Source organism: Mycobacterium sp. 3-98, from assembly GCF_035918355.1.
Lineage (GTDB): Bacteria > Actinomycetota > Actinomycetes > Mycobacteriales > Mycobacteriaceae > Mycobacterium > Mycobacterium intracellulare.
This window is the reverse complement of record NZ_CP142360.1, coordinates 201,457-223,390: the sequence shown is the minus strand read 5'-3', so window position 1 is coordinate 223,390 and position 21,934 is coordinate 201,457. Positions and strand designations below refer to the sequence as shown.

The 21,934-nt window shown below is 67.0% G+C and carries 23 protein-coding genes, 1 tRNA gene and 1 pseudogene; 13 read left to right on the top strand and 12 right to left on the bottom strand.

Annotation, left to right across the window (positions count from 1 at the left end; translation table 11 throughout):
• The first annotated feature begins 26 nt into the window (after positions 1 to 26).
• Positions 27 to 1,901: an alkyl/aryl-sulfatase gene (locus tag QGN30_RS01165; RefSeq protein ID WP_009956742.1), complete on the top strand. Its 1,875-nt coding sequence runs from the start codon at positions 27 to 29 to the stop codon at positions 1,899 to 1,901.
• Positions 1,902 to 1,908: 7 nt separating this feature from the next.
• On the opposite strand, the gene QGN30_RS01160 is transcribed toward QGN30_RS01165, so the two are convergent.
• The 6 genes from QGN30_RS01160 to QGN30_RS01135 form a co-directional block, all read right to left on the bottom strand.
• Positions 1,909 to 2,877: an NADPH:quinone oxidoreductase family protein gene (locus tag QGN30_RS01160; RefSeq protein ID WP_248923341.1), complete on the bottom strand. Its 969-nt coding sequence runs from the start codon at positions 2,875 to 2,877 to the stop codon at positions 1,909 to 1,911.
• The gene (locus QGN30_RS01155) at positions 2,877 to 3,500 is read right to left on the bottom strand and encodes a TetR/AcrR family transcriptional regulator (RefSeq protein ID WP_014381634.1); all 624 of its coding nucleotides are present in this window, start codon (positions 3,498 to 3,500) and stop codon (positions 2,877 to 2,879) included. The genes QGN30_RS01160 and QGN30_RS01155 overlap by 1 nt, the downstream gene beginning before the upstream one ends.
• Entirely contained in the window at positions 3,481 to 4,764 is a 1,284-nt protein-coding gene (locus QGN30_RS01150; protein ID WP_202288448.1) for an acyl-CoA dehydrogenase family protein, read from the bottom strand. The genes QGN30_RS01155 and QGN30_RS01150 overlap by 20 nt, the downstream gene beginning before the upstream one ends.
• 71 nt (positions 4,765 to 4,835) lie before the next feature.
• Entirely contained in the window at positions 4,836 to 5,600 is a 765-nt protein-coding gene (locus QGN30_RS01145) for an SDR family NAD(P)-dependent oxidoreductase (protein WP_009956738.1), read from the bottom strand.
• Positions 5,601 to 5,611: 11 nt separating this feature from the next.
• Positions 5,612 to 6,664: a phosphotransferase family protein gene (locus QGN30_RS01140; protein WP_009956736.1), complete on the bottom strand. Its 1,053-nt coding sequence runs from the start codon at positions 6,662 to 6,664 to the stop codon at positions 5,612 to 5,614.
• 57 nt (positions 6,665 to 6,721) lie between these two features.
• A complete protein-coding gene (locus QGN30_RS01135) occupies positions 6,722 to 7,384 on the bottom strand; it encodes a class I SAM-dependent methyltransferase (RefSeq protein ID WP_009956735.1) in 663 nt (220 codons plus the stop codon).
• A gap of 77 nt (positions 7,385 to 7,461) precedes the next feature.
• On the opposite strand from QGN30_RS01135, the gene QGN30_RS01130 reads away from it, so the two are divergent.
• Together QGN30_RS01130 and QGN30_RS01125 are read left to right on the top strand one after the other, a co-directional pair.
• Positions 7,462 to 8,100, top strand: coding sequence for a histidine phosphatase family protein (locus QGN30_RS01130; protein ID WP_038534812.1), 639 nt, complete (start codon positions 7,462 to 7,464; stop codon positions 8,098 to 8,100).
• Between the two features lie 63 nt (positions 8,101 to 8,163).
• Entirely contained in the window at positions 8,164 to 9,216 is a 1,053-nt protein-coding gene (locus tag QGN30_RS01125) for a phosphotransferase family protein (protein WP_009956732.1), read from the top strand.
• On the opposite strand, the gene QGN30_RS01120 is transcribed toward QGN30_RS01125, so the two are convergent.
• Complete coding sequence (locus QGN30_RS01120; RefSeq protein WP_008263131.1) at positions 9,213 to 9,563, bottom strand: LapA family protein; 351 nt, start codon at positions 9,561 to 9,563, stop codon at positions 9,213 to 9,215. The genes QGN30_RS01125 and QGN30_RS01120 overlap by 4 nt on opposite strands.
• Positions 9,564 to 9,662: 99 nt before the next feature.
• Between QGN30_RS01120 and QGN30_RS01115 the strand changes: the two genes are divergently transcribed.
• The 5 genes from QGN30_RS01115 to QGN30_RS01095 are packed head-to-tail and all read left to right on the top strand — an operon-like array spanning position 9,663 to position 13,705.
• Complete coding sequence (locus tag QGN30_RS01115) at positions 9,663 to 10,610, top strand: ABC transporter substrate-binding protein (RefSeq protein ID WP_038534813.1); 948 nt, start codon at positions 9,663 to 9,665, stop codon at positions 10,608 to 10,610.
• Between the two features lies 1 nt (position 10,611).
• Positions 10,612 to 11,706, top strand: coding sequence for an ABC transporter ATP-binding protein (locus QGN30_RS01110; protein WP_202288452.1), 1,095 nt, complete (start codon positions 10,612 to 10,614; stop codon positions 11,704 to 11,706).
• Entirely contained in the window at positions 11,706 to 12,392 is a 687-nt protein-coding gene (locus tag QGN30_RS01105; RefSeq protein ID WP_008263134.1) for an ABC transporter permease, read from the top strand. The genes QGN30_RS01110 and QGN30_RS01105 overlap by 1 nt, the downstream gene beginning before the upstream one ends.
• Positions 12,389 to 13,105: an ABC transporter permease gene (locus tag QGN30_RS01100; protein WP_009956728.1), complete on the top strand. Its 717-nt coding sequence runs from the start codon at positions 12,389 to 12,391 to the stop codon at positions 13,103 to 13,105. Before QGN30_RS01105 ends, QGN30_RS01100 begins: the two co-directional genes overlap by 4 nt.
• On the top strand, positions 13,106 to 13,705 hold the full coding sequence (locus tag QGN30_RS01095) for a putative glycolipid-binding domain-containing protein (RefSeq protein ID WP_008263137.1): 600 nt from the start codon (positions 13,106 to 13,108) through the stop codon (positions 13,703 to 13,705).
• Here QGN30_RS01095 and QGN30_RS01090 read toward each other — a convergent pair.
• Positions 13,668 to 14,612, bottom strand: a complete 945-nt coding sequence (locus QGN30_RS01090; RefSeq protein WP_009956726.1) for a prephenate dehydrogenase — start codon at positions 14,610 to 14,612, stop codon at positions 13,668 to 13,670. The genes QGN30_RS01095 and QGN30_RS01090 overlap by 38 nt on opposite strands.
• 129 nt (positions 14,613 to 14,741) lie before the next feature.
• Here QGN30_RS01090 and QGN30_RS01085 point away from each other — a divergent pair, with 129 nt between their 5' ends.
• The 5 genes from QGN30_RS01085 (at position 14,742) to QGN30_RS01065 (ending at position 17,657) form a co-directional block, all read left to right on the top strand.
• Positions 14,742 to 15,266, top strand: coding sequence for a tRNA adenosine deaminase-associated protein (locus QGN30_RS01085; RefSeq protein WP_026071065.1), 525 nt, complete (start codon positions 14,742 to 14,744; stop codon positions 15,264 to 15,266).
• Between the two features lie 85 nt (positions 15,267 to 15,351).
• On the top strand, positions 15,352 to 15,810 hold the full coding sequence (locus QGN30_RS01080; RefSeq protein ID WP_008263147.1) for a nucleoside deaminase: 459 nt from the start codon (positions 15,352 to 15,354) through the stop codon (positions 15,808 to 15,810).
• 29 nt (positions 15,811 to 15,839) lie between these two features.
• A tRNA-Ser gene (locus QGN30_RS01075) sits at positions 15,840 to 15,929 on the top strand.
• Positions 15,930 to 16,047: 118 nt separating this feature from the next.
• Positions 16,048 to 17,052: a glycoside hydrolase family 6 protein gene (locus QGN30_RS01070; protein WP_014381644.1), complete on the top strand. Its 1,005-nt coding sequence runs from the start codon at positions 16,048 to 16,050 to the stop codon at positions 17,050 to 17,052.
• A 131-nt stretch (positions 17,053 to 17,183) separates the two neighbouring features.
• On the top strand, positions 17,184 to 17,657 hold the full coding sequence (locus QGN30_RS01065) for a CAP domain-containing protein (RefSeq protein WP_026071064.1): 474 nt from the start codon (positions 17,184 to 17,186) through the stop codon (positions 17,655 to 17,657).
• Positions 17,658 to 17,716: 59 nt separating this feature from the next.
• On the opposite strand, the gene QGN30_RS01060 is transcribed toward QGN30_RS01065, so the two are convergent.
• The 4 genes and pseudogenes from QGN30_RS01060 to QGN30_RS01045 all read right to left on the bottom strand — a co-directional run bounded on the left by QGN30_RS01060 (position 17,717) and on the right by QGN30_RS01045 (position 21,722).
• The gene (locus QGN30_RS01060; protein ID WP_225330913.1) at positions 17,717 to 18,247 is read right to left on the bottom strand and encodes a hypothetical protein; all 531 of its coding nucleotides are present in this window, start codon (positions 18,245 to 18,247) and stop codon (positions 17,717 to 17,719) included.
• 61 nt (positions 18,248 to 18,308) lie between these two features.
• On the bottom strand, positions 18,309 to 18,704 hold the full coding sequence (locus QGN30_RS01055; RefSeq protein ID WP_134770524.1) for a hypothetical protein: 396 nt from the start codon (positions 18,702 to 18,704) through the stop codon (positions 18,309 to 18,311).
• 134 nt (positions 18,705 to 18,838) lie between these two features.
• Positions 18,839 to 20,451: pseudogene (locus tag QGN30_RS01050) on the bottom strand (putative alpha/beta hydrolase).
• Positions 20,452 to 20,588: 137 nt separating this feature from the next.
• The gene (locus tag QGN30_RS01045; RefSeq protein WP_014381647.1) at positions 20,589 to 21,722 is read right to left on the bottom strand and encodes a cellulase family glycosylhydrolase; all 1,134 of its coding nucleotides are present in this window, start codon (positions 21,720 to 21,722) and stop codon (positions 20,589 to 20,591) included.
• Positions 21,723 to 21,934: the final 212 nt, after the last annotated feature.

Genomic DNA, 21,934 nt, shown 5'->3' with positions numbered 1-21,934 from the left:
GCAGCATCAATGGCAAGGTGGAGAAGGTGGATCACAAGCCTCCCACTCCCGTCATCGAGTCCGCCCACCGCGGACAGGTCCTGCCTTTCCAGGACGACGCCGATTTCCGCGCCGCGGACCGCGGATTCATTGCGGCCTTGTCGCCGTGCGTGATTCGGGCGGCAGACGGCCGAATCGTCTGGGACAACGATGCCTACGCCTTCCTGGACGGACCCGCGCCGACGTCGGTGCATCCCAGCCTGTGGCGGCAGTCGACGCTGGCCGCCAAACAAGGCCTCTACGAAGTGGTGCCGGGCATCTACCAGGTCCGCGGGTTGGACATCTCCAACGTGACGTTCGTGGAAACCGACAACGGCATCATCGTCATCGACCCCCTGATTTCCACCGAGGTCGCCGCGGCGGCACTGGCGCTCTACCACGAGCATCGCGGCGGCGACCGGCCCGTCGTCGCGGTGATCTACACCCACAGCCATGTCGATCACTTCGGCGGCGTCCTGGGCGTCACCTCGCAGGCCGACGTGGATGCGGGCACGGTGGCGGTGCTGGCGCCGGAAGGCTTCATCGAGCACGCGGTCTCCGAAAACGTCTACGCCGGACCGGCAATGACGCGGCGGGCAACCTACATGTACGGCACCCTGCTGCCGCGCGGGCCGATGGGTCAGGTCGGCTGCGGGCTCGGCCAGGCGCCGTCCACCGGCGAGGTCGCCGTCATCGTCCCCACCGTCGACATCGCAACTACCGGTGAAACGCACACGATCGACGGCGTGGAGATCGAGTTCCAGATGGCGCCCGGCACCGAGGCGCCCGCCGAAATGCACTTCTATTTCCCGCGTTTCTGCGCGCTGTGCATGGCCGAGAACGCGACCCACAACCTGCACAACCTGCTGACCCTGCGCGGCGCGGTGGTGCGCGACCCGCACGCCTGGTCCGGTTATCTCACCGAGGCGATCGACGCCTTCGCCGACCGCGCCGACGTCGTATTCGCCTCCCACCACTGGCCGACCTGGGGGCGCGACAGCATCGTCGAGTTCCTGTCCTTGCAGCGCGATCTGTATGCATATCTGCACGATCAGACGCTGAGGTTGCTGAACCAGGGTTACACCGGCGTCGAGATCGCCGAAATGTTCCAGATGCCACCGGCACTCGAGCGTGCCTGGCACACGCACGGCTACTACGGTTCGGTGAGCCACAACGTCAGGGCCGTCTATCAGCGCTACATGGGCTGGTTCGACGGCAACCCGGCCCGGCTGTGGCCCCACCCTCCCGAGGCGCTCGCGCCCCGGTATGTCGAGGCGATGGGCGGCATCGACCGGGTCGTCGACCTTGCGCAAAAGGCATTCGACTTCGGTGACTACCGTTGGGCCGCAACATTGTTGGATCATGCGGTCTTCACCGACAGCGCGCATGCCGGCGCCCGTGCGCTGTACTCGGACACGCTCGAGCAACTCGCCTACGGTGCCGAAAACGCGACCTGGCGCAATTTCTTCCTGAGCGGGGCGATGGAGCTGCGCGACGGCAACGTCGGCACGGCCACCACCACAACGTCGTCGTCCATGCTGACCCAGCTGACCCCGGAGCAGATCTTCGACAGCCTGTCCATCCGGGTCAACGGCCCGCGCAGCTGGGATCTCGACGTCGCCGTCGACGTCACCTTGGCCGACACGGCGGTCAACTATCGGCTCGCGCTGCGCAACGGGGTGCTCGTCCACCGCAAGGCGGCGCCCGACCCCGCGACGGCATCCGTTACGGTCAAGCTGCCCGGCAAGATTCGGCTCCTGAGCCTGGCGGCGGGTGACTTCGCCTCAGCCGGTCTGGAGCTATCCGGTGACCGGGGCGCGCTGCAGGCCTTGCTGGATGTGCTCGACGGGCCGGACCCGAGTTTCAACATCGTCACACCGTGACACGGCGTCACCCGACGTCGATCACCACCTTGCCCAGCACCTTGCGGTCGGCGACGTGCCGCAGCGCGGCGGCGGTCTCGGACAGCGGGAATCGCGCGCCGATGTATGGCCGGACCGTGCCGGCGGCGAACATCCGCGACAGCTCCTTGATGTCGCGGACGGCATTGTCGGGGTAATCGCTCATGAAGGTGCGGATCTCCATGCCCCGCACGCAGATGTCTTTGAGCAGAATGAGATTGAGCGGTATGGCCGGGATCGCGCCCGCCGCGTATCCCAGCGTGACGAAGGTGCCGCCACGCGCGAGCCCGCGCAGCGCCGGTTCCGAATACGATCCACCGACCGGGTCCAGGACGACCCGGGCGCTGTCGCCGGTGAGTTCACGGATCCGCGACTTCAGGTCCTCCCGGTCGTAGTCGACGGTCGCCTCGGCGCCGCGCCGCCGGCACAGCTCCAGCTTTTCCGGACTCGACGCCGCGGCCAGCACCCGCGCCTTCATCGCCACGGCCAGATCGACGGCGGCCAGGCCCACGCCGCCCGCGGCGCCGAGCACGACGACCCAATCTCCTTCCGCGACAGCGGCGGTCGAGCGCAGCGCGTGATGGGCGGTGCGGTAGGTCACCCCGAAGGCGGCGGCCGACGCGAAGTCGGCGTCGTCCGGCACGGGCTCGGCCTGGCTCGCATCGAGCAGCGCCAGCTCGGCGAACGCCCCGAAGGTGGTCCCGGACACGCGCTGTCCCGGACGGAACGGCGCGACGTCGCCGGCGGCGATGACTTCGCCGGCGATCTCGTTGCCGGGGATGAACGGCGGCGGGATCTTCACCTGGTACTTGCCGGCGATGAACAGCACGTCGGGGAAGTTGACCGCGGCCGCGCGCACCCGCACCAGCAGCTGGCCGGGCCCCGGAACGGGGTCGGCCACGTCGTCGATCACCAGGTCCTCAGGCGTGCCGTAGGAACGGCAGATCACCGCGCGCATCAATTGGCCCCCAGTCCACGCAAACAGAACCGCACCACATGTGCGATGTCGTCGGGCCCCGGCTCGTCGGCCGAGCCCACGTAGCGGCGCAGGGTCGCCGCCGTACAGCTGAACACTGCCTCGACGTCGCGTTCGATGTCGCTACTACCCAGCGCCGCAACGGGTTCGACGAGCAGCGCGCGAAGCGGCCGCATCATTTCCTGGTCGGCGGCGCGCCAACCCGTGCCGGCCGACATCTGTCCGGCCGCCGCTCGGGTCATGCTGATCAGATGCGGGTCGGCCACCTGCGCCAGCGTGCCCTCGATCCACCGCGCGACCTTGTCGCGGGGCTCGGACTCCTTGGCCATCTGATGTTCGAGGTAGGACACGACGATGGCCACCCCGCGTTCCATGACGGCCAGGATGAGATCGTCCTTGCCGGCGAAATAGCGGTAGAACGCCTTGTTCGACGAACCCGCCTCGGCGACGATGTCGCTGACCCGGGGCGGCTCGGGCGCCACGCGTTCCATGACGCGCACCGCCGCCGCCAGGATGCGTTCCACCTCCTCGGTGGCTTCCCGCTGGCGGTCGTCCAGCGCCCGCTCGACGGCCGCGGCGACCCGGTTAGAGGTCAACGAGGTCACCGTATTTGGAGCGGGCGGCTGCGCGCCGCACGTCGAGCATCTCGCTGGGCCAGTCGCCTTCTTCGGCCTCGTACCCCTTGAGCAGCATCCGCGCCAGGTTGACCTTGTGCGCCTCGGTAGGGCCGTCCGCCAGGCCGAGCGCGATGCCGCCGAGCAACACGTTGACCAGGGGCAGCTGGTCGGTGAGCCCCAGCGCGCCGTGCACCTGGATGGCGCGCAGGGCAATCGATTTGAGCACCTGGGAGGCCAGGATCTTGCAGGCGGCGATCTCCGCTCGCGCGCCGCGCTCGTCGCCCTGGTCGATCAGCCAGGCGGCGTGCAACACCGTCAGCCGGAACGGGATCAACTCGGTGTAGGAATCGGCGACGAACTCCTGCACGAGTTGCTTGTCGGCCAGCAGACTGCCTTGCGTGAAGCGGCTTTTCGCCCGCCGCGACATGATCTCGACAGCACGCTGGGCCATCCCGATGGACCGCATCGCGTGATGCAGCCTCCCGCCGGCCAGCCGGGTCTGCAGGATCAGGAAGCCCTGACCGGGCTCGCCCAGCAGGGCGTCGGCGGGCACGCGCACGTCGTTGTAGTGCACCAGGGAATGCCCGGGCTCGTGCGGATCCGCGCCGACCAGGTGGTGGTTGGCTTCCAGGACCAGTCCCTCGGTGCCGGCCGGGATCAGGAACGTCGATGCGCCGGTGTGCACCGGCACGTCGGGATCGGTGATCGCGACGACGATGAAGAAGGAGGCGACGGAGGCGTTGGAGGAGAAGTACTTCCGGCCGGTGATCACCCAGGCGTCACCGTCTCGGACCGCGCGGGTGGTGAAGACCCGCGGGTCGGCGCCGCCTTGCGGCTCGGTCATCGAGAAGCAGGAGAAGATCTCACCCGACAGCAGCCCCGACAGGTAGCGGTCCTTCTGCTCCTGGGTTCCGAAGCGGGCGATGATTTCGGCGTTGCCGGTGTCGGGGGCCTGCGTTCCGAACACGATCGGGGCCCACGGGCTGCGGCCTAGGATCTCGTTGATCAACGTCAGCTTGACCGCGCCGAAGCCCTGCCCGCCGAGCTCGGGCCCCAGATGCGGCGCCCACAGACCCTTGTCGCGGACCTGCTGCTTGAGCGGGTCGACGATCTTGCGCCGCTCGTCGTTGAGCGGCAGGAATTCGCAGCCGGGGAACAACACCTCCAGCGGCTCCACTTCCTCGCGCACGAACTCGCGGATCCACTCCAGCTTCTTTTCGAATTCCGGTTCGGTGGAAAAGTCCCAAGACATCGAATGCTCCTACTCGTTCATTGGTGGCGACCCACTGCGCCCGGCCTCGCCGCGCTTGTGATCGCCACGTGTTAAGGAATGCCGCCGTCGGCGCGCAATATCGATCCGGTGGTGAAGCTCGAGGCGTCCGAGGCGAGAAACACCGCGGCACCGACGATTTCGCGCGGATCGCCGGCGCGCTCCAACGCGAGATGCCTGAAGGGCTTCTCCGTCGCCTGGTCGAGATTCCACGCCTTGCTCACGTCGGTGAGAAACGGCCCGGCCATCAGCGTGTTGACCCGCACCGCCGGCCCGAAACCCTTCGCCAGCGCCTCGGTCATGGCGTTGAGCCCGGCCTTGGACGCGGCGTAGGGAATGATGTCCGGCGTCGGACGCAGCGATCCGGCCGTGCTCACGTTGATGATCGACCCCCGGCCCGCCGCCACCATGCGCTCACCGACCAACGCGGACAAGCGGAATGGGCCCTTGAGATTCAGGTTGACCACGGCGTCGAACAGCTTCTCGGTCACGTCGGTGAGCTTGTCGTACAGCGGCGACATGCCCGCGTTGTTGATCAGCGTGTCGACCTTGCCGAACCGCTCGTATGTCGCGTCGACCAACCCGTCGAGCTGGTCCCAGCGTCCCACGTGCACCTGATACGGCATCGCGGAACGGCCGGTCTCGGCCTCGATCTCCTTGGCCGTGGCGACACAGTTGTCGAGGTTGCGGCTGGCGATCACCACGTCCGCGCCGCAGCGGGCCGCGCCGAACGCCATCTCACGTCCCAGCCCGCGGCTGCCGCCGGTGATCAGGACGACCCGGCCGGTCAGATCGAAAAGCTGGTCGGCATAACCCATCTCAGCATCCCCTAGGTCGTCAGCGATCGGGCGAGGTCGGCCGCGGTGGCGATGAGCGAAAGGATCATCGGCCCGAACGCGTCGGTGATCTTGGGGTCGACCCCTCCTTTTTGGGGTCCGGTGCGCACGCCGGCCGCATACGTCTTCTCTAGCACGATGCCGAGCTTCCAGTTGGCCAGCACCAGGTAGTAGTCGATGTTCTCGGTCGCCAACCCGCTGACGGTTTCGTAGTGCTCCAACAGCTCGCTGCGCGAGGGCATGCCGCGCATGTCGAGATAAAACCCGTCCTCGCGCGGGTTTTCACCGTCATAACCCAGCAGGCACCACGCCAGGTCGAGCAGCGGGTCGCCCACGGTCGTCATCTCCCAGTCCACGATCGCCGCCAGGCGGGCCGGCGAACCGTGGGCGAACATCACGTTGGCGAACTGGTAGTCGCCGTGCATGATGCCCGCCCGGTAATGCGCCGGGCGGTTGCGGCGCAACCAGTCCGAGGCCTCGTCGAGGCCCGGCAGCTCCCGCACCTTGTAAGCGTCGAGGAACGCCAGCCAGCGATCGACCTGCCGCTCGTGGAATCCGTCGGGGCGGCCGAAGCCCTCGAGCCCCTGCGCGCGCCAGTCCACCCGGCCCAACCTGGCGGCGCCCTCGACGAGTTGGAACGCCAGGCCGCGGCGGGCGGCGAGATCGATGTCGAACGGCGGGGCCCAGCCGCCGTCCATCGGGCTCCACCCCTCGATCGCCTGCATGACGTAGAAGGGCATGCCGAGCACGCTGCCGGTGTCGTCGGCGGCGATCAGCGCCGCGTGCGGCACATCGGTACCGGACAGCGCCCGCACCAGCCGGATCTCGCGCAGCAGGCCGTCGATGCGCGCGGCGTCGGCCCGGGCGCCGGGCATCCGCAACACCATCCGCTGCCCGCCCCGCTCCACCAGATAGAGGGTGTTCTGCGAGCCGCCCTTCAGCTGGGTCAGCCGCGGCCGTTCGCCACCACCGGGTGCGTCGTTCGCGTCCAGCCAGCGGGCGAGGACGTCCGCATCCAGCCCCGATTCAGTCACGCGCTCGGCCATCGCTGCACACCCCAATCTCCGTAGGGAGAATAGCATTCTCCACGGTGGCGGCAAGGCTCAGCCGGGTTTGTGAGCGCTCAGCAGGAAGCCGGGCGCCATGAAGTGGCCCTCGTCGTCGTGTTCGAGGTGTGCCAGCGAGCCGTCCGAAGACTCGTCCTTGCCGTAGACCTTGGCCACGCGAATGTCATCGACCCGCCACAGCGTCGAGACGGCGTCGTGCAATTCGGTTTCGGTGAAGCCCGGCGGGCCCGGCCGGTCCGGGTGGGCCTGGTCCAACGCCCCCGCGGCGAAGGCCAGGATGTACAACGCCGCCCCGGGCGCCGCGGCCCGAAAGATGGACTGCACGTAATCCTGGCGCCGTTCCGGCGCCAGCGCGTGGAAAAGGCCGCTGTCCAGGATGGTGGAGAAGCGGCCGTCATAGCCACGAAAGGTGGTGACGTCGGCCTGCGCGAAGCTCGCGGTGCTCAGACCCTGCTCGGCGGCCGCGGCGGCCGCCGCCTGGACCGCGGTCGCGCTCGCGTCGAGGCCGACGACGGTGTAGCCGCGCGCCGCGAGCGCCAGCGAAAGTGCGGCATGGCCGCAGCCGGAGTCCAGCACCTCGCTGCGGACAAGGCCCTGATCGATGAGGCGCGCCAGCTCCGGTTGGGGCCGGCCGATGCTCCACGGGGGCGGCGCCGCCTGCCGGTAGGCGGCGTCCCAATCCCGATCCGGTTGCGTCATAAAGAATCCTCCTGGGGATCGGCGGCACGGACGCGATGAGAAACTGGCGCTGCCACCTTCGAACGACAGGAAGAAATATGCAAGTGCTTCTGGTCCGGCACGCCCTGCCGCTGCGCAGCGAACACGGCCAAGGTTCCGATCCGGACCTGTCGGCGGAGGGGTTGGCCCAAATCGAGCGACTGCCCAAGGCGCTCGCCAGGTTCCCCATCTCGCGGGTGGTGAGCAGCCCGCAGCGCCGGGCCATCCAGACCGCCGAACCGGTCGCGGCGGATCGGGGGCTGACCGTCGAGATCGACGACCGCTTCGCCGAGTATGACCGCGACCTTCCCGTGTACATCCCCGTCGAGCAGATCCGCGCGGAGATGCCCGAGGAGTGGGCGCGCCTGGCCCAGGGGCATTTGCCCAGCGCGGTCGACGAGGATGCGTTTCGTGCCCGGGTGCGCGCCGCGGTCGACGGCCTCGTCGCGAGCGCCGAACCCGAAGACACCGTCGCGGTGTTCAGCCACGGCGGGGTGATCAACGTGCTGCTGCACGAGATCCTCGGGACGGCGCGACTGCTGTCCTTTCCGGTCGACTACGCGTCGGTCACGCGACTGTTGTTCTCCCGGTCCGGTCAGGCGACGGTCGCCGCGGTCAACGCCACCGAGCACGTCTGGGATCTGTTGCCGCGAAACCAGCGGCTGCTCGACGATGACGCGAACCGCGGGACGGGCTGACCGGGACGCCGGCAAATCGCAGGTGGTGAACCGGGTCGTGGCCGGCGATGGTAGACAAGTTCGGTGACTTCAGCTGACCAACTCGAGGGGCTTGACCTGGCCTCGCTGGACTCCTACCTGCGTTCACTCGGGATCGGGCGCGACGGGGAGTTACGGGCGGAGTTCATTTCCGGTGGCCGCTCCAACCTGACGTTCCGCGTCTACGACGACGCGACCAGCTGGCTGGTGCGCCGACCGCCGCTGCACGGGTTGACGCCATCGGCCCACGACATGGCCCGCGAGTACCGGGTGGTCGCTGCGCTGCAGGACACGCCGGTCCCGGTGGCGCGCACGATCGGGCTGTGCGAAGACGATTCGGTGCTGGGCGCCCCGTTCCAGATCGTCGAATTCGTTGCCGGCCAGGTGGTGCGCCGCCGCGCCCAACTCGAGTCGTTCAGCCACACCGTCATCGGCGGCTGCGTGGACTCGCTGATCCGGGTGCTCGTCGACCTCCACAATGTCGATCCCAACGCCGTCGGCCTGGCCGACTTCGGCAAGCCCAGCGGGTATCTGGAGCGACAGGTGCGGCGGTGGGGCTCGCAATGGGATCTGGTGCGGCTGCCCGAGGACCGTCGCGACTCCGATGTGCAGCGGCTGCATTCCGGTCTGGGCGAGGCGATTCCGCAGCAGAGCCGCACGTCGATCGTGCACGGCGACTACCGGATCGACAACACGATCCTGGATGCCGACGACCCGACAAAGGTTCGGGCCGTGGTGGACTGGGAGCTCTCGACACTGGGGGATCCGCTCTCCGACGCGGCCCTGATGTGCGTGTACCGCGACCCCGCGCTGGACCTGATCGTCAATGCGCAGGCCGCATGGACCTCACCGCTGCTGCCGACGGCCGACGAGCTGGCCGACCGCTATTCGCTGGTGGCCGGTTTACCGCTGGCGCACTGGGAGTTCTACATGGCGCTGGCGTATTTCAAACTCGCGATCATCGCCGCCGGCATCGACTTCCGGCGCCGGATGTCGGATCAGGCTCGTGGCGCGGGCGACGCCGCCGAGCACACGCCCGAGGTGGTGGCGCCGCTGATCTCCCGCGGCCTGGCCGAACTGGCCAAGCTGCCCGGCTAGCGCGGTGGGGCCGTGTGGTGCTTTTTCGCCACGCGGCGCAGCTGCAAGATCCGAGCGGTGCCGACCGCCACCGTGATCAGACCGCCGACGACGGCGGCCAGCAAGATCGCCACACCCAGGGGCAGGGTCCAGTGCCAGCCCAAGAACCGAAAGTCCGTCGGCGCCGTGTTCTGGGTGATGAAAATCAGCAACAGAATCAGGATCACGAAGCCGGCGAACAGCGACGACCACAGCGCACCGGCGCGAGTGAACCCGATAGCGGGTTCCTTGGTGGATGCGCCGGTCTTGTCCCCGTGGGTGGGCTTGGGGGACGGCTGTCCGGGCGACGCAGGGTTGGGGCTGCTCATAATGTCATCTTTGCCCGATCCGGGCCAGAATGAAACCGATTCGGGCAACCGATCCTCGCAGGCCAGCGTGCGCCCGGTTGGGGCGTTAGGGTCGGCGGTATGACGCTAGCGCCGCGCCCGCACGGCGTGATCGTGCGCGCGGCAGCGCTGCTGACGGCGATGTGCGTTGTAGCGGCCTGCAGCAATTCCGACCCGCTGGGGGCGCAGGTCAAAAGCCCCTCGTCCATCGTTGTCGGTTCCGGGGACTTTCCGGAATCACAGATCATCGCCGAGATCTACGCACAAGCCCTGCAAGCCAACGGGTTTGACATCGGAAGGCGGATGGGGATCGGCAGCCGGGAGACGTATATTCCTGCGCTCAAGGACCATTCCATCGATCTGGTGCCCGAATACATCGGAAATCTGCTGCTGTATTTCGCCCCGGACTCGGAGGCGACCACTCTCGATGTCGTCGAGCTGGAGCTCCGCCGCCGCCTCCCGGTCGATTTGTCGATCCTGACGCCCGCGCCCGCGACCGACACCGACACCGTCACCGTGACCAGTCAAACGGCGAACGCGTGGAACCTGAAGACCATCGCCGACTTGGCCGCGCATTCGGCCGAGGTGCGATTCGGGGCGCCGTCGGCGTTCGCGACCAGGCCGGCCGGGCTGCCCGGCCTGCGACAGAAATACGGGCTCGACATCCGGCCGGGCAACTTCGTCGCCATCGACGACGGCGGCGGCGCGGTCACCGTGCGCGCCTTGCTCGACGGAAGGGTGAACGCCGCCAACGTTTTCACCACCTCACCGGCCATACCGCAGGGCCACCTGGTGGTGCTCGACGACCCGGAGCACAATTTCGTGGCGGGAAACATTGTGCCGCTGGTCAATTCGCAAAAGAACTCCGGCCTGCTCAAAGATGTACTGGACGCGGTGTCGGCGAAGCTGACGACCTCCGGGGTTGCCGGGCTCAACGCTGCGGTGTCGGGAAACTCGGGTATCGATCCCGACGAGGCGGCCCGAAACTGGATACGGGACAACGGCTTCAACCACCCGATCGGCGGATGACGTGATCACCTTCGATGAGGTCAGCAAGGTCTTCGGCGACGGGACCACCGCGGTGGACCGCCTCAACCTGGAGGTGCCCAGTGGAAAGCTGACCGTGTTCGTCGGGTCCTCCGGCAGCGGCAAGACGACGGCCGTGCGCATGATCAACCGGATGATCGAACCGACGTCGGGCACCATCGCGATCGACGGCGTCGACGTCGCCACCCGAGACCCGGTGAAACTGCGGCTCGGGATCGGCTACGTCATCCAGCACGCGGGCCTGATGCCCCACCAGCGGGTGATCGACAACGTGGCAACGGTTCCGGTGTTGCGGGGGCAGTCCCGCCGCGCCGCCCGCAAAGCCGGCTACGAGGTGCTCGAGCGGGTCGGGCTGGACGTCAAGCTCGCCCGCCGCTATCCCGCGCAGCTCTCGGGTGGTGAACAGCAACGGGTGGGCGTGGCGCGTGCCCTGGCCGCCGACCCGCCGGTCCTGCTGATGGACGAGCCGTTCTCCGCAGTCGACCCGGTGGTCCGTCACGAGCTGCAGAACGAAATACTGCGCCTGCAAAGCGATCTGCACAAGACGATCGTTTTCGTCACGCACGACATCGACGAGGCGCTGCGGCTCGGCGAACGGGTGGCGGTGTTCAAGGGCGGATCGTTACAGCAGTACGACGAGCCGGCTCGGCTGCTGTCGCGACCCGCGAACGACTTCGTGTCGAGGTTCATCGGTCTGGGCCGCGGCTATCGCTGGCTGCAACGCCTCGACGCGGCCGGACTGCCGCTGCACGACGTCGCGCGGATCACGCCCGAGACGCTTTCCGGGGCAGGGCTTTCCGACGGCTGGGCGGTGGTGGTCGACGGCGGGGGAGCGCCGCTGGGCTGGATCGACGCCGAAGGCGCGCGGCGGCACCGCGACGGCGCACCGTTGTCGGACTGCATGAGCGGGGCGGGATCGCTGTTTCGGCCGCGGGGCAATCTGAGCCAGGCGCTCGACGCCGCGCTGTCGTCGCCGTCGGGGGTCGGCATCGCCGTCGACGACGGCGGCAAGGTGATCGGCGGGGTGCTGGCCGCCGACGTGCTGGCCGCGGTGGAATCCCAACGGGGGAGCCGATAATGCACTATCTGCTCACCCATCTCGACGACGCGTGGTGGCTGACGATCGTGCACCTGCGGCTGTCGTTGGTGCCGGTGGTGATCGGGTTGGCGATCGCGCTGCCGCTGGGCCTGGCCGTGCAGCGCACGCGGATCGCCCGCACGCTCACGACCGCGGCCGCCAGCGTCGTGTTCACCATCCCGTCGCTGGCGCTGTTCGTGGTGTTGCCGATGATCATCGGAACGCGCATCCTCGACGAGGCGAACGTGATCGTCGCGCTGACCGCCTACACCGCCGCGCTGCTGGTGCGCGCGGTGCTCGAGGCCCTAGACGCGGTCCCCGCCCAGACCCGCGACGCCGCCGTCGCGGTCGGCTACCCGCCCATCACGCGGATCGTGAAAGTCGACCTCCCGCTTGCGGTTCCGGTCCTCATCGCCGGCCTGAGGGTAGTGGTGGTGACCAACATCGCGATGGTCTCGGTCGGCTCGGTCATCGGGATCGGCGGGCTGGGCAGCTGGTTCACGCAGGGGTATCAAACCGACAAGAGCGATCAGATCCTGGCGGGCATCATCGCGCTGTTCGCGCTGGCGGTCGTCATCGATGTGCTCATCGTGTGCGCCGGCCGGCTGGCCACACCCTGGGTCCGCGCCGTAGATACCGCCGGCCGCCGCTCGGTCGTCGCGCCCGTCGTGGGTGGCGCGCGATGAACTTCGTCGATCGGGCTATCTCGTATGTGTTGACCGTCGACAACTGGACCGGGCCGGTCGGACTCGCGGCCCGCATCCTCGAGCACCTCGAATACACCGCCATCGCGGTGGGCGCCTCGGCGCTGATCGCCGTTCCCGTCGGGCTCGTCATCGGGCACACCGGCCGCGGCACCCTGTTCGTGGTGGGCGCCGTCAACGGGCTGCGCTCCCTGCCGACGCTGGGCGTGCTGCTGTTCGGGACGCTGCTGTTCGGGTTGGGCCTGGGACCGTCGCTGGTGGCCCTGATGCTGCTGGGTGTGCCCGCGCTGCTGGCCGGCACGTACGCGGGGATCGCCAATGTCGACCCGACGGTCGTCGACGCCGCCCGGGCGATGGGCATGACCGAGGCCCAGGTGCTGCTGCGCGTCGAGGTGCCCAATGCGCTGCCGTTGATGCTCGGTGGGCTGCGCAACGCGACGCTGCAGGTGGTCGCCACCGCAACGGTGGCCGCCTATGCCAGCCTCGGCGGTTTGGGGCGATACCTGATCGATGGGATCAAGGAACGCGAGTTTCACCTGGCCCTGGTCGGGGCGCTGATGGTGGCCGCATTGGCGCTGGTGCTCGACGGACTGCTGGCGTTGCTGGTGTGGGCGTCGGTGCCGGGCACCGGCCGCCTGCGACGCACTTACCGGACACTTCCGCAGCGGTTCGCGGGGACGTCTTACGGTAGATGAGTGAACGCAGCCCCCTCCGACCCGTCTCGCCGCGTTTGGCAGGCGATGCTCACCTGGCGCGCACAGGACGTCTCCCGGATGGAATCGGTACGACTCCAGGTGTCCGGCAAGAGAATCAAGGCCAACGGCCGCATCGTCGCGGCCGCCACCGAGGCCAACCCGGCGTTCGGCGCCTACTACGACCTGTTGACCGATGAAACCGGCGCCACCAAGCGGCTCGGGATGACCGTCACCCTGGCCGAGCGCGAACGCGTCTTCTCCTTCGCGCGCGACGAAGAGAACATGTGGTTGGTCACCGACCATCAGGGCGAGCACCGCGCGGCCTACAACGGCGCCCTGGACGTCGACGTGGAGTTCAGCCCCTTCTTCAACGCGCTGCCGATCCGGCGGCTCGGCCTGCACGAGCAGGCGGCGTCGGTCACGCTGCCCGTCGTCTACGTCAACGTGCCCGAGATGTCCATCATCGCGGACACGGTGAGCTACAGCAGCGCGGGCAGTCGCGGCGAGATCAAGGTGCACACGCCGATCGCCGACACCACGGTGAGCGTCGACGACGAAGGATTCATCGTCGACTATCCAGGCTTGGCAGAGCGGATCTGATCACTGCGCCCGCGCGGCCCGCGGCGGCCAGTTCCTGGCGCCAGTTCTCCGCGCCCACGACGACGTGGAAGATGTCGCTGCGCGGGAAGCTGTCGTAACGCGTTCGCGCGGCGTGGCCGGCTTCGATGAGGTCGGCGACCGAGTTGTGGTGGGCCAGCGAATCGCGGGCGCGACTCAGCAGTTCGATGACGCGGTCGACCGCGGGCACCAGTTGGTCGCAGTTGCCCTCGCACATCGCCCGCACCAGATCCGGGGCGCTGGCCGCCACCCGGGTCCCGTCGCGGAATGACCCGGCGGCCAGCGCGAACGCCAACGGGACGTCCCCGGCGACGACCGCCAGCGCCTCGGCGAGCAGGTGGGGCAGATGCGAGATGGCGGCCGCGGCGGCGTCGTGTTCGTCGGATCTGGCGGGCACCACCACCGCGCCGCAGTCCAGCGCCAACGTCATCACCATCGACCAGACCGTCGGGTCGACATGATCGTCGACGCTGACCACCCACGGCGCCTCGGCGAACAACCCGGCGTAGCCGGCGGTCCAACCCGAATGCGCGGTGCCCGCCATGGGGTGGCCCCCGACGAAGCGTTCCTGCAGACCCGCCGCGACGACCTCGTCGAGCACCGCCTTTTTGACGCTGGTGACGTCGGTCAACGGGCACGCCGGGGCCGTGTCCTTGATGTGCGCGAGCATGCCCGCCATCGCCGGCATCGGTACGGCGAGCACGATCAACGCGCCGGAGCCGGCGGCGCGGGTCAGGGTCTCGGTGAGCTCCGTGGAGGCGTCAAAGCCGTCGGCGGCCGCGGCCTGCGCGCCCTCCACGGAGCGGTTGTAGCCGAAGACTTCACGGCCCGCCGCCGTGGCGGCCCGCATGATCGAGCCACCGATCAGCCCCAGCCCGAGCACACACACCGGTGTCTTAGAAGGAGGGCTTGCCACATTCCAAGGTTGGCACATCCGTTCGGATAGGTCGCTGTCAGATGTCGCCGCTACCAGGCTCCATCTGGTCAGGGGCCTGGTCAGGGACTACCGTAAGCGGCCATGGGAGCACAACAACGGGCCTCCGCCCAGGGCCTGTCCGCAGATGTGCCGGACGGCTTCGGCGTCGCGGTCGTGCGTGAAGAGGGACAGTGGCGCTGTGCTCCAATGGCCCGCAAGTCGCTGACGAGCCTGGCGGCCGCCGAGACAGAGCTGCGTGAACTGCGCAGCGCCGGGGCTGTCTTCGGCCTGCTCGACGTCGATGACGAATTCTTCGTCATCGTGCGGCCCGCGCCGTCGGGGACGCGGCTGCTGCTCTCGGACGCCACCGCAGCGTTGGACTACGACATCGCCGCGGAAGTGCTCGACAAGCTCGACGCCGACATCGATCCCGACGACCTCGAGGATTCCGATCCCTTCGAAGAGGGCGACCTGGGGCTGCTGTCCGACATCGGGCTGCCCGAGGCGGTCTTGGGGGTCATCCTCGACGAGACCGACCTGTATGCCGACGAGCAGCTGGGCCGCATCGCCCGCGAGATGGGCTTCGCCGATCAGCTGTCGGCGGTGATCGACCGCCTCGGTCGGTGATCGCAAGCGCGGCGGAGCCGGGCGCAGCGGGTCGCCACCACTGATGGAGCCGGGCGCAGCGGGTCGCCGCCATCAGGATCGGTCGGTGATTCCTGACGAACAGCTGATCCGTTCCGCGCTGTCGGTTGCCGCGACGGCGGGTCCCCGCGATGTGCCCATCGGCGCGGTCGTGATCAGCGCCGACGGTACCGAGCTGGCTCGCGCCGTGAATGCCCGCGAGGCCCTGGGCGATCCGACGGCCCACGCCGAGATCCTCGCGCTGCGCGCGGCCGCCGAGGTGCTCGGCGACGGGTGGCGGCTCGAGGGCGCCACGCTGGCCGTGACCGTCGAACCGTGCACCATGTGCGCGGGTGCGCTGGTGCTGTCGCGCATCGGCCGGCTGGTGTTCGGCGCCTGGGAACCCAAGACGGGCGCGGTCGGATCGCTGTGGGACGTGGTCCGCGACCGGCGGCTCAATCACCGCCCGGAAGTGCGGGGCGGTGTCCTGGCACAGGAGTGCGCGGCGCCGCTGGAGGCGTTCTTCGCCCGCCAGCGATTGGGGTGAGAGGCGTGCCGTTCGGTAAGCTGCTCGGCGGTGGCGTGTCCGAGCGGCCTAAGGAGCACGCCTCGAAAGCGTGTGACGGCTAAAACCGTCCGAGGGTTCAAATCCCTCCGCCACCGCCAAAACTATCGGCGCCCAGTCGCAGGTAGATCGTGCTCTCACGATGCACCGATCGTGCGCGCGCCGATCGGTCGCCACCCTCGTTGGCGCTCGATGGTTCGACCCACTAATTTTCCTGAGGTGACGTTCTCAGCTGCTCGTGCAGTCGCACGATGGATCACCCCTTTCCTGACGATCACGGCCGTCACCGGCATCGGCCTTGTCTGCGACCCGGTGCTGGTCCGTCCCGCCCCGACGGTGCGTTTGGCCTCCGATGGCAACCCACTGGACGGGGCGCCGTTCTACGTCAACCCCACGTCGGCGGCCATGCGCGCCGCCCAGAGCGCCGATCCGCCGAGTGCCGAGTTGACCGCGATCGCCAATACGCCGCAGGCGTACTGGATCGTCCCGGGCGGTTCCGCAGCAACGGTCGGGAAGTACGTCGGCGACGCGGCCGCCGCCGGCGCCATCCCGGTGCTGGCGATCTACGGAATCCCCCATCGCGACTGCGGCAGCTTCGCCGCGGGCGGCATGGGGTCGGGCGCCGACTACCGGAGCTGGATCGACGGCATCGCCGGCGGAGTGGGCACCTCGCGGGTGGCGATCATCGTCGAACCCGATGCGCTCGCCATGGCCGACTGCCTCTCGGGTGATCAGCGCCAAGAACGGTTCGATCTGGTTCATTACGCCGTCGACACGCTGACGAAGGATCCGAACGCGGCCGTGTACATCGACGCGGGTCACCTGCGTTGGCACAGTGCCGAGGACATGGCCGCCAGGCTGAATCAGGCCGGCGTCGGTCACGCGCGGGGCTTCAGCGTCAACACCGCGAACTTCTTCACCACCGAGGACGAAATCGGTTACGGCGAAGCGATTTCGGGACTCACCAATGGTTCGCACTACGTGATCGACACGTCGCGCAACGGTGCCGGACCGGCGCCTGATTCCGAGCTCAACTGGTGCAATCCCAGCGGCCGAGCGTTGGGCACCCCGCCCACCGCCTCGACCGCGGGTGCGCACGCCGACGCCTACCTGTGGATCAAACGTCCCGGCGAATCCGACGGGACGTGCGGCAAGGGTGATCCGCCAGCGGGTCACTTCGTGAATCAGTACGCCATCGATCTGGCCCACAACACCGGCCACTAGCAGGGCCTTTGGCTTAGCCTCGCCGTCGGCGGCTGCCGAACGGATCTGTTATTCGCGACCGCCGATGGTTGCAAGTGGGTAACATTTTGTTATCTGAAACAGATAAAGCCAGTATGCGGTACGAGGCAAACATGACGAGGAAAGTTGCGTTCTACGCAATCTTCTCGATCTGCACTGCCTTCATCACTGTTTCCGGTGCAGACGGGTTCGTTGCGCACGCCGACGATGCGGGGAGCGCGGTGTACAGCGGCGTCAACCAGCTTCGCCAGGGATGCGGACCGATCACCGACGACCCGCGTCTGACGGAAGCCGCCCAGCGGCATGCCGACGACATGCTGCGCAGCGGGGTCAGCGGACACATCGGCTCGGACGGCTCGTCGCCGCAGGCACGGATCGCGCAGGCGGGCTATCGGAGCCGCTCCACGGGTGAAATCGTCTTCTGGGGCACCGGATCCGCCGCGAATCCCCGTGAGGCCCTGGACATGTGGATGCAAAGTCCCCCGCACCGGGCGATCATCCTGAATTGCGCATTCAACGCAGGCGGCTTCGCCACCGCACGGGACGGCAACAAAATGACCGTCGTCGGCGACTTCGCGGCTTCGTAAACCCTTTTGGGTCAAGCGGTTTCGGATCGCCGCCGTGGGCAAACCGGTTTAGTTGTGCCCTAAAAAGCCACGCTGCCAGAGGGTTTGAGCACAAATCCGTGCTCGCCGCTGCTGGTGTCCAGGCAGGCGACGAGGCGGTCAGGACCCACTACGCACGTCGCGTCGCGGAAGTTCACCTTCTGTCCGATGTTTAACAATGTCCCGTGGGTATACGGCACACCACATTTGTTACCTGTCATGCTGATCGCATATGTGGGTGCTGATCGTACGCCCGTTGCTTTGCCGACCATGCAGGGATTCGCGTCCGGCATGTCCCCTAGGCAATTGATGTCTTGCGATTGCCACACCGGTACGGGCTCGCCGGCCTCAAACCAACATTGGATGTTGTAAGGGGTCGAAAAGTAGGCGTACCGCAATCCTTTCGGCGGAATTTCGATGTAGTTATCGATTGATACCGGGGTGAACTCGTCGAGCTTAGGGAAGCCGGGCGGCTGTGCGACGGCGTGTTGCGACGGCGACGTACAGGACACGGACACCAAGACGAAGATTAAGGCAAACGATCGAGTAGTCAGGCGTGCGACGGTAGGCATTCGAAACCTCCTCCGAATCATGGTCGGACGCTGAAGCGGTCGCCTACCGCCTGATTGACAGTCACACGTGAGGCAGCCAACCAGAACCATGTGGCGACAGGACGAAGCCACGGCCTTGGGGGTCTTTGCATGCGGTCGTGCCTGAGTTATCGACCCCGCAAATGATGCCGTCGACGGTGATGGAATGCAGTGGGGGCAACGTCTTGAGTGGATGGCCATAGACCTGGCCGTTAGGCGCGATCGGGTCGCCGGATTGAGCCAGTCCAGAGGCGGTCCCAATCGCGTTCACCGTGCCGGCCCCGCTGGCTGGCGGGACCGCGGGAAAATTATTGCCTGTGCATTGTGCTTCCCCGGAGAAGAAATCGCACGTGATTCCATCCGGGGTAAGGAAATAGACCATGTTGAGCGGTGCGCGCCCCGTGTTGGGAAGCCCAATCGTGTAGTCCGCAACCGTCACGGGTGAATACCCGCTGATGTCCGGAAATGCAGGCGCGTCGGCGCGAGCGTTGCAACTAGTCATAAACGCGGTGAGAACCCCGGCAGCGACAGCGAGCGTCCTACTGATCATTTCTGGTCCTATCGGCGGGTAGATTAGCGGTTTGCGTTTACCTGGAATTGCCGAGTGTTGTACGGGGTGTTGGTCGTTGTGTTCCATTGACTTACGAACAGATTCAGCTTATCCAGCGTGGATCCAGGCAGGATATACCCACCGTAGTTCTGGGGTACAAAGTTTGGCCCCTGCGGATTGCTCTGCTGTGCAACAACTGTCGGCCCGACGCTCAACACTTTAGTGGGTTCATCCACCACCCGAACTTCGACATTTCCAGTGCCCTGATTGAAACCCGACAGCACCGCCTTGCCGTCGACCTCCCTGAAACTGAGTTCGCCGAAGGGTGTGCGGCTTATCGGAGCGGTGGCGACTCCGCCGGCTTGGCCCCAGCCGGTTCCGTTCCAGGGCTGCCAACTGCCGCGATTGAACACTTTGTCAGGATCCGCGCGGTACATGGTGATTCCTCGGCTGCGGTCGAAGGAATCAGCGGCGATGTAGACTTTGCCGTCCGAGCCCTTATAGCCGCTGATCTGGGTGGGCGCCTCTCCCGCGGCGCGATACGAGCCTGGCACCATTGTCCACCCTTTGCCCGGGTCACCGTTGACTTCGACCAGCCACGAAGCCGCCGGCTTAAGGTTCCCCGTCGTGCCGGTCACCATCATGTACGTTTTGTCGCCCAGGGTGATCGTTCCGGCTGGCAACGTGTCGCTGATTCCGGCCTTGACCGCCTCCGACGGCATTGTGAAGAGCTCGCGGCCACTATTCTCAGGGCCCGTTAGTGGCGCACCAAAATGCGGACGTCCGTCGGCGTCGAAGGTCACCGGTACGGCCACAGATCGATAGTGTTCGCCCTCACCGACTTTGTTGCCGGAGAACGAATCCCCAAAAATCGCGAGATATTTTCCCGGCTGTCCGGGGATCTCGACCACTTCTCCTAAGTCCGCCGCCCCGATACCCGGGATGCCGGGAATGCCGCCGGTACCGGCGATCGGCCCGAGGTCTCTCACCTCACCCGGTTTCAGCGGGCTTTCGATCCACTCGTCTACAGCTTTCGGTGGGTCGTAACCGTCGGTATGCAGGGCACCCATGGCTCTACGGAGAGTGTCGGAGTACCCGTTGCGAATTGACGTCATTTGTTTGACGGCATCGCGGACGTCGTCCACGGCATCGGCGTGCGCGTCGTCGTACAGTCTCAACAGCTTCTGGCGTTCCGACTCGGGCAGATGGGAGGCCAATTCCTTCTTGATCGCGGTCATGAGGCTGTCGAGGCCTCGGAGCTCACTGTCCAGCAGGGCGATCTCTCGAGCTCCTTGTTTCTGCGCGTCGGCCAACGCGGCGGCGATCGTTTCCAATTCAGCACCGATCTTCGGCAGCTGCTCGGACTGCGCACCGAGCATTTTGGTCACCCGCTGCACTTCGTCAGAATCGTTGATGGGGTGGCCACCATCCTGATGGTTCCAGGCGGCGGCGAACCGTTTTCGCGCTTGCTCGAATGCATGGTCGGCTTCGGCGGTGTGTCGACCCGCGCCATGAAAGGCCTCCGCCAACTGCGAAATCTGTAACGGGCTACGGCCTGCAAGCTCTGGTTGATCGCCCACGGATCGCCGCCGGCCGACGCGATCAGTTCCGCTTCGCTCAGGTTTGACAGCGTCATGGCGTCGCGGGCAGATGGCCAACACCGACGATCATCGCCGCCCCCTTCTGAGCTGGCATAAACGCTACTACTGGCAGCGCGACGGCGATCGTTGAATGGTCAAAGCCCAGGCGGGCTGGTTGGCCCGCTTCTGCTTGTCAGGCCTGGCTTCCGGCCAGCTTCCGGACGGTCAAAACCTCGATGTCTTGGAACGGACGTCCCTCGGGCCGGATCAAGTCGTGGAACCACACCTTCGGAACCGTCGTGGCCGGGTGATCCCACGTTTCCCAGGGGAAGTAGGTCTGGGTCTTGCCGGCAACCAGGCCCCAGTTGATCGCGCCGACGTTGTGGCGTTTGGCGACGGGCAGGATGCTCTGTACGGTGCTGCCCCGGGGCCGAGCCATGTATTCCGTGCACAGGATCGGCCGGCCCATCGGCGTCAGCTCGTTGATGCGCGACTCGAACCCGGCGGGCTCAGCGTAGGAATGGAAGGTGACCACGTCGGAGTTGGCGAGCTGGATGTCGCTGATTGCGCTGCGGCCCTGGGGTTGTCCCCAGTCGCCCCGCCACACGCCACTCGTGAGCGGCTGGCTCGGATCCACCGCGCGCGCCCACCGAAACACCTGGGGGAGCAGGTCGGCGACGAGTTGCTCCTTATCGCTTCTTTCGGTGTTGCGGTATTGGCGCGCCGGGTTGTCGGGTTCATTCCAGAGGTCCCAGCCCAAAACCCGGTTGTCGTTACGGAATTGGGTCATCACCGCGGTGACGTAGTCGCGCATCACCGGGACGTAGCGGGGGTCGCCGAGGCGCTCGGCACCCGGGCTCTGCGCCCAGCCCGAGTTGTGCACACCGGGGCGCGGCGCGCGCTGTCGACCCGCGCGGGGTTGCGGATCCCAGCAGGAGTCGAAGAAGACAAACAGCGGTTTGATGTGATGACGGGCGGCGATGTCGACGAATTGCCCTAGGCGCGTTTGGAACCCGCGCTGGTCGGCGGCCCACAGCTGATCATGGAGGAAGACCCGCGCGGTGTTGTGGCCATAGAACTGAGCCCAGCCGAGCTCGGTGTCGATGCGCCGCGGGTCGAAGGTATCGGCCTGAAACATCTCGAACTGGTTGATGGCGCTCGCGGGAATGTAGTTTGCTCCGACGAGCCAGCCCTGCGCCTGATACCACCGGTTGGCGCGATCGGGGGACCACCGGCCCGCCTCCTCCGCGGAGGCCCTGGGTACCCGGGTAACTGCGGCGCCCGCCGCCAACAGCAGAGGGAGTTTCAGGGCCGTTCGTCGTTCCACGATGTGACGATAAGTTTCCGGGGCGATTTCCCTGGGATTTGCTCAGCGCGTCGCGAGAGCTTGAGATAACAATTGTTCCCGCACCGTAATCGGGGTCGCCGAAAGTCGGCACCCACCCGCCATCGTGACCAATCCGTAACCATCGACTCCGGCGCGCCCCGGGCCGTCGTGCATGCCGGCCGGGTTAAAATGTCCCCGACTGTGCGCCAAAA

Bases quoted from the DNA above. Each gene is read 5' to 3' on its own strand.
- QGN30_RS01115 (WP_038534813.1), top strand. From the start codon at position 9,663: ATGACGCTAGCGCCGCGCCCGCACGGCGTGATCGTGCGCGCGGCAGCG.
- QGN30_RS01120 (WP_008263131.1), bottom strand. From the start codon at position 9,563: ATGAGCAGCCCCAACCCTGCGTCGCCCGGACAGCCGTCCCCCAAGCCC.
- QGN30_RS01105 (WP_008263134.1), top strand. From the start codon at position 11,706: ATGCACTATCTGCTCACCCATCTCGACGACGCGTGGTGGCTGACGATC.
- QGN30_RS01140 (WP_009956736.1), bottom strand. From the start codon at position 6,664: ATGGCCGAGCGCGTGACTGAATCGGGGCTGGATGCGGACGTCCTCGCC.
- QGN30_RS01060 (WP_225330913.1), bottom strand. From the start codon at position 18,247: ATGCCTACCGTCGCACGCCTGACTACTCGATCGTTTGCCTTAATCTTC.
- QGN30_RS01065 (WP_026071064.1), top strand. From the start codon at position 17,184: ATGACGAGGAAAGTTGCGTTCTACGCAATCTTCTCGATCTGCACTGCC.
- QGN30_RS01145 (WP_009956738.1), bottom strand. From the start codon at position 5,600: ATGGGTTATGCCGACCAGCTTTTCGATCTGACCGGCCGGGTCGTCCTG.
- QGN30_RS01150 (WP_202288448.1), bottom strand. From the start codon at position 4,764: ATGTCTTGGGACTTTTCCACCGAACCGGAATTCGAAAAGAAGCTGGAG.
- QGN30_RS01085 (WP_026071065.1), top strand. From the start codon at position 14,742: ATGGGAGCACAACAACGGGCCTCCGCCCAGGGCCTGTCCGCAGATGTG.
- QGN30_RS01160 (WP_248923341.1), bottom strand. From the start codon at position 2,877: ATGCGCGCGGTGATCTGCCGTTCCTACGGCACGCCTGAGGACCTGGTG.
- QGN30_RS01100 (WP_009956728.1), top strand. From the start codon at position 12,389: ATGAACTTCGTCGATCGGGCTATCTCGTATGTGTTGACCGTCGACAAC.
- QGN30_RS01130 (WP_038534812.1), top strand. From the start codon at position 7,462: ATGCAAGTGCTTCTGGTCCGGCACGCCCTGCCGCTGCGCAGCGAACAC.
- QGN30_RS01135 (WP_009956735.1), bottom strand. From the start codon at position 7,384: ATGACGCAACCGGATCGGGATTGGGACGCCGCCTACCGGCAGGCGGCG.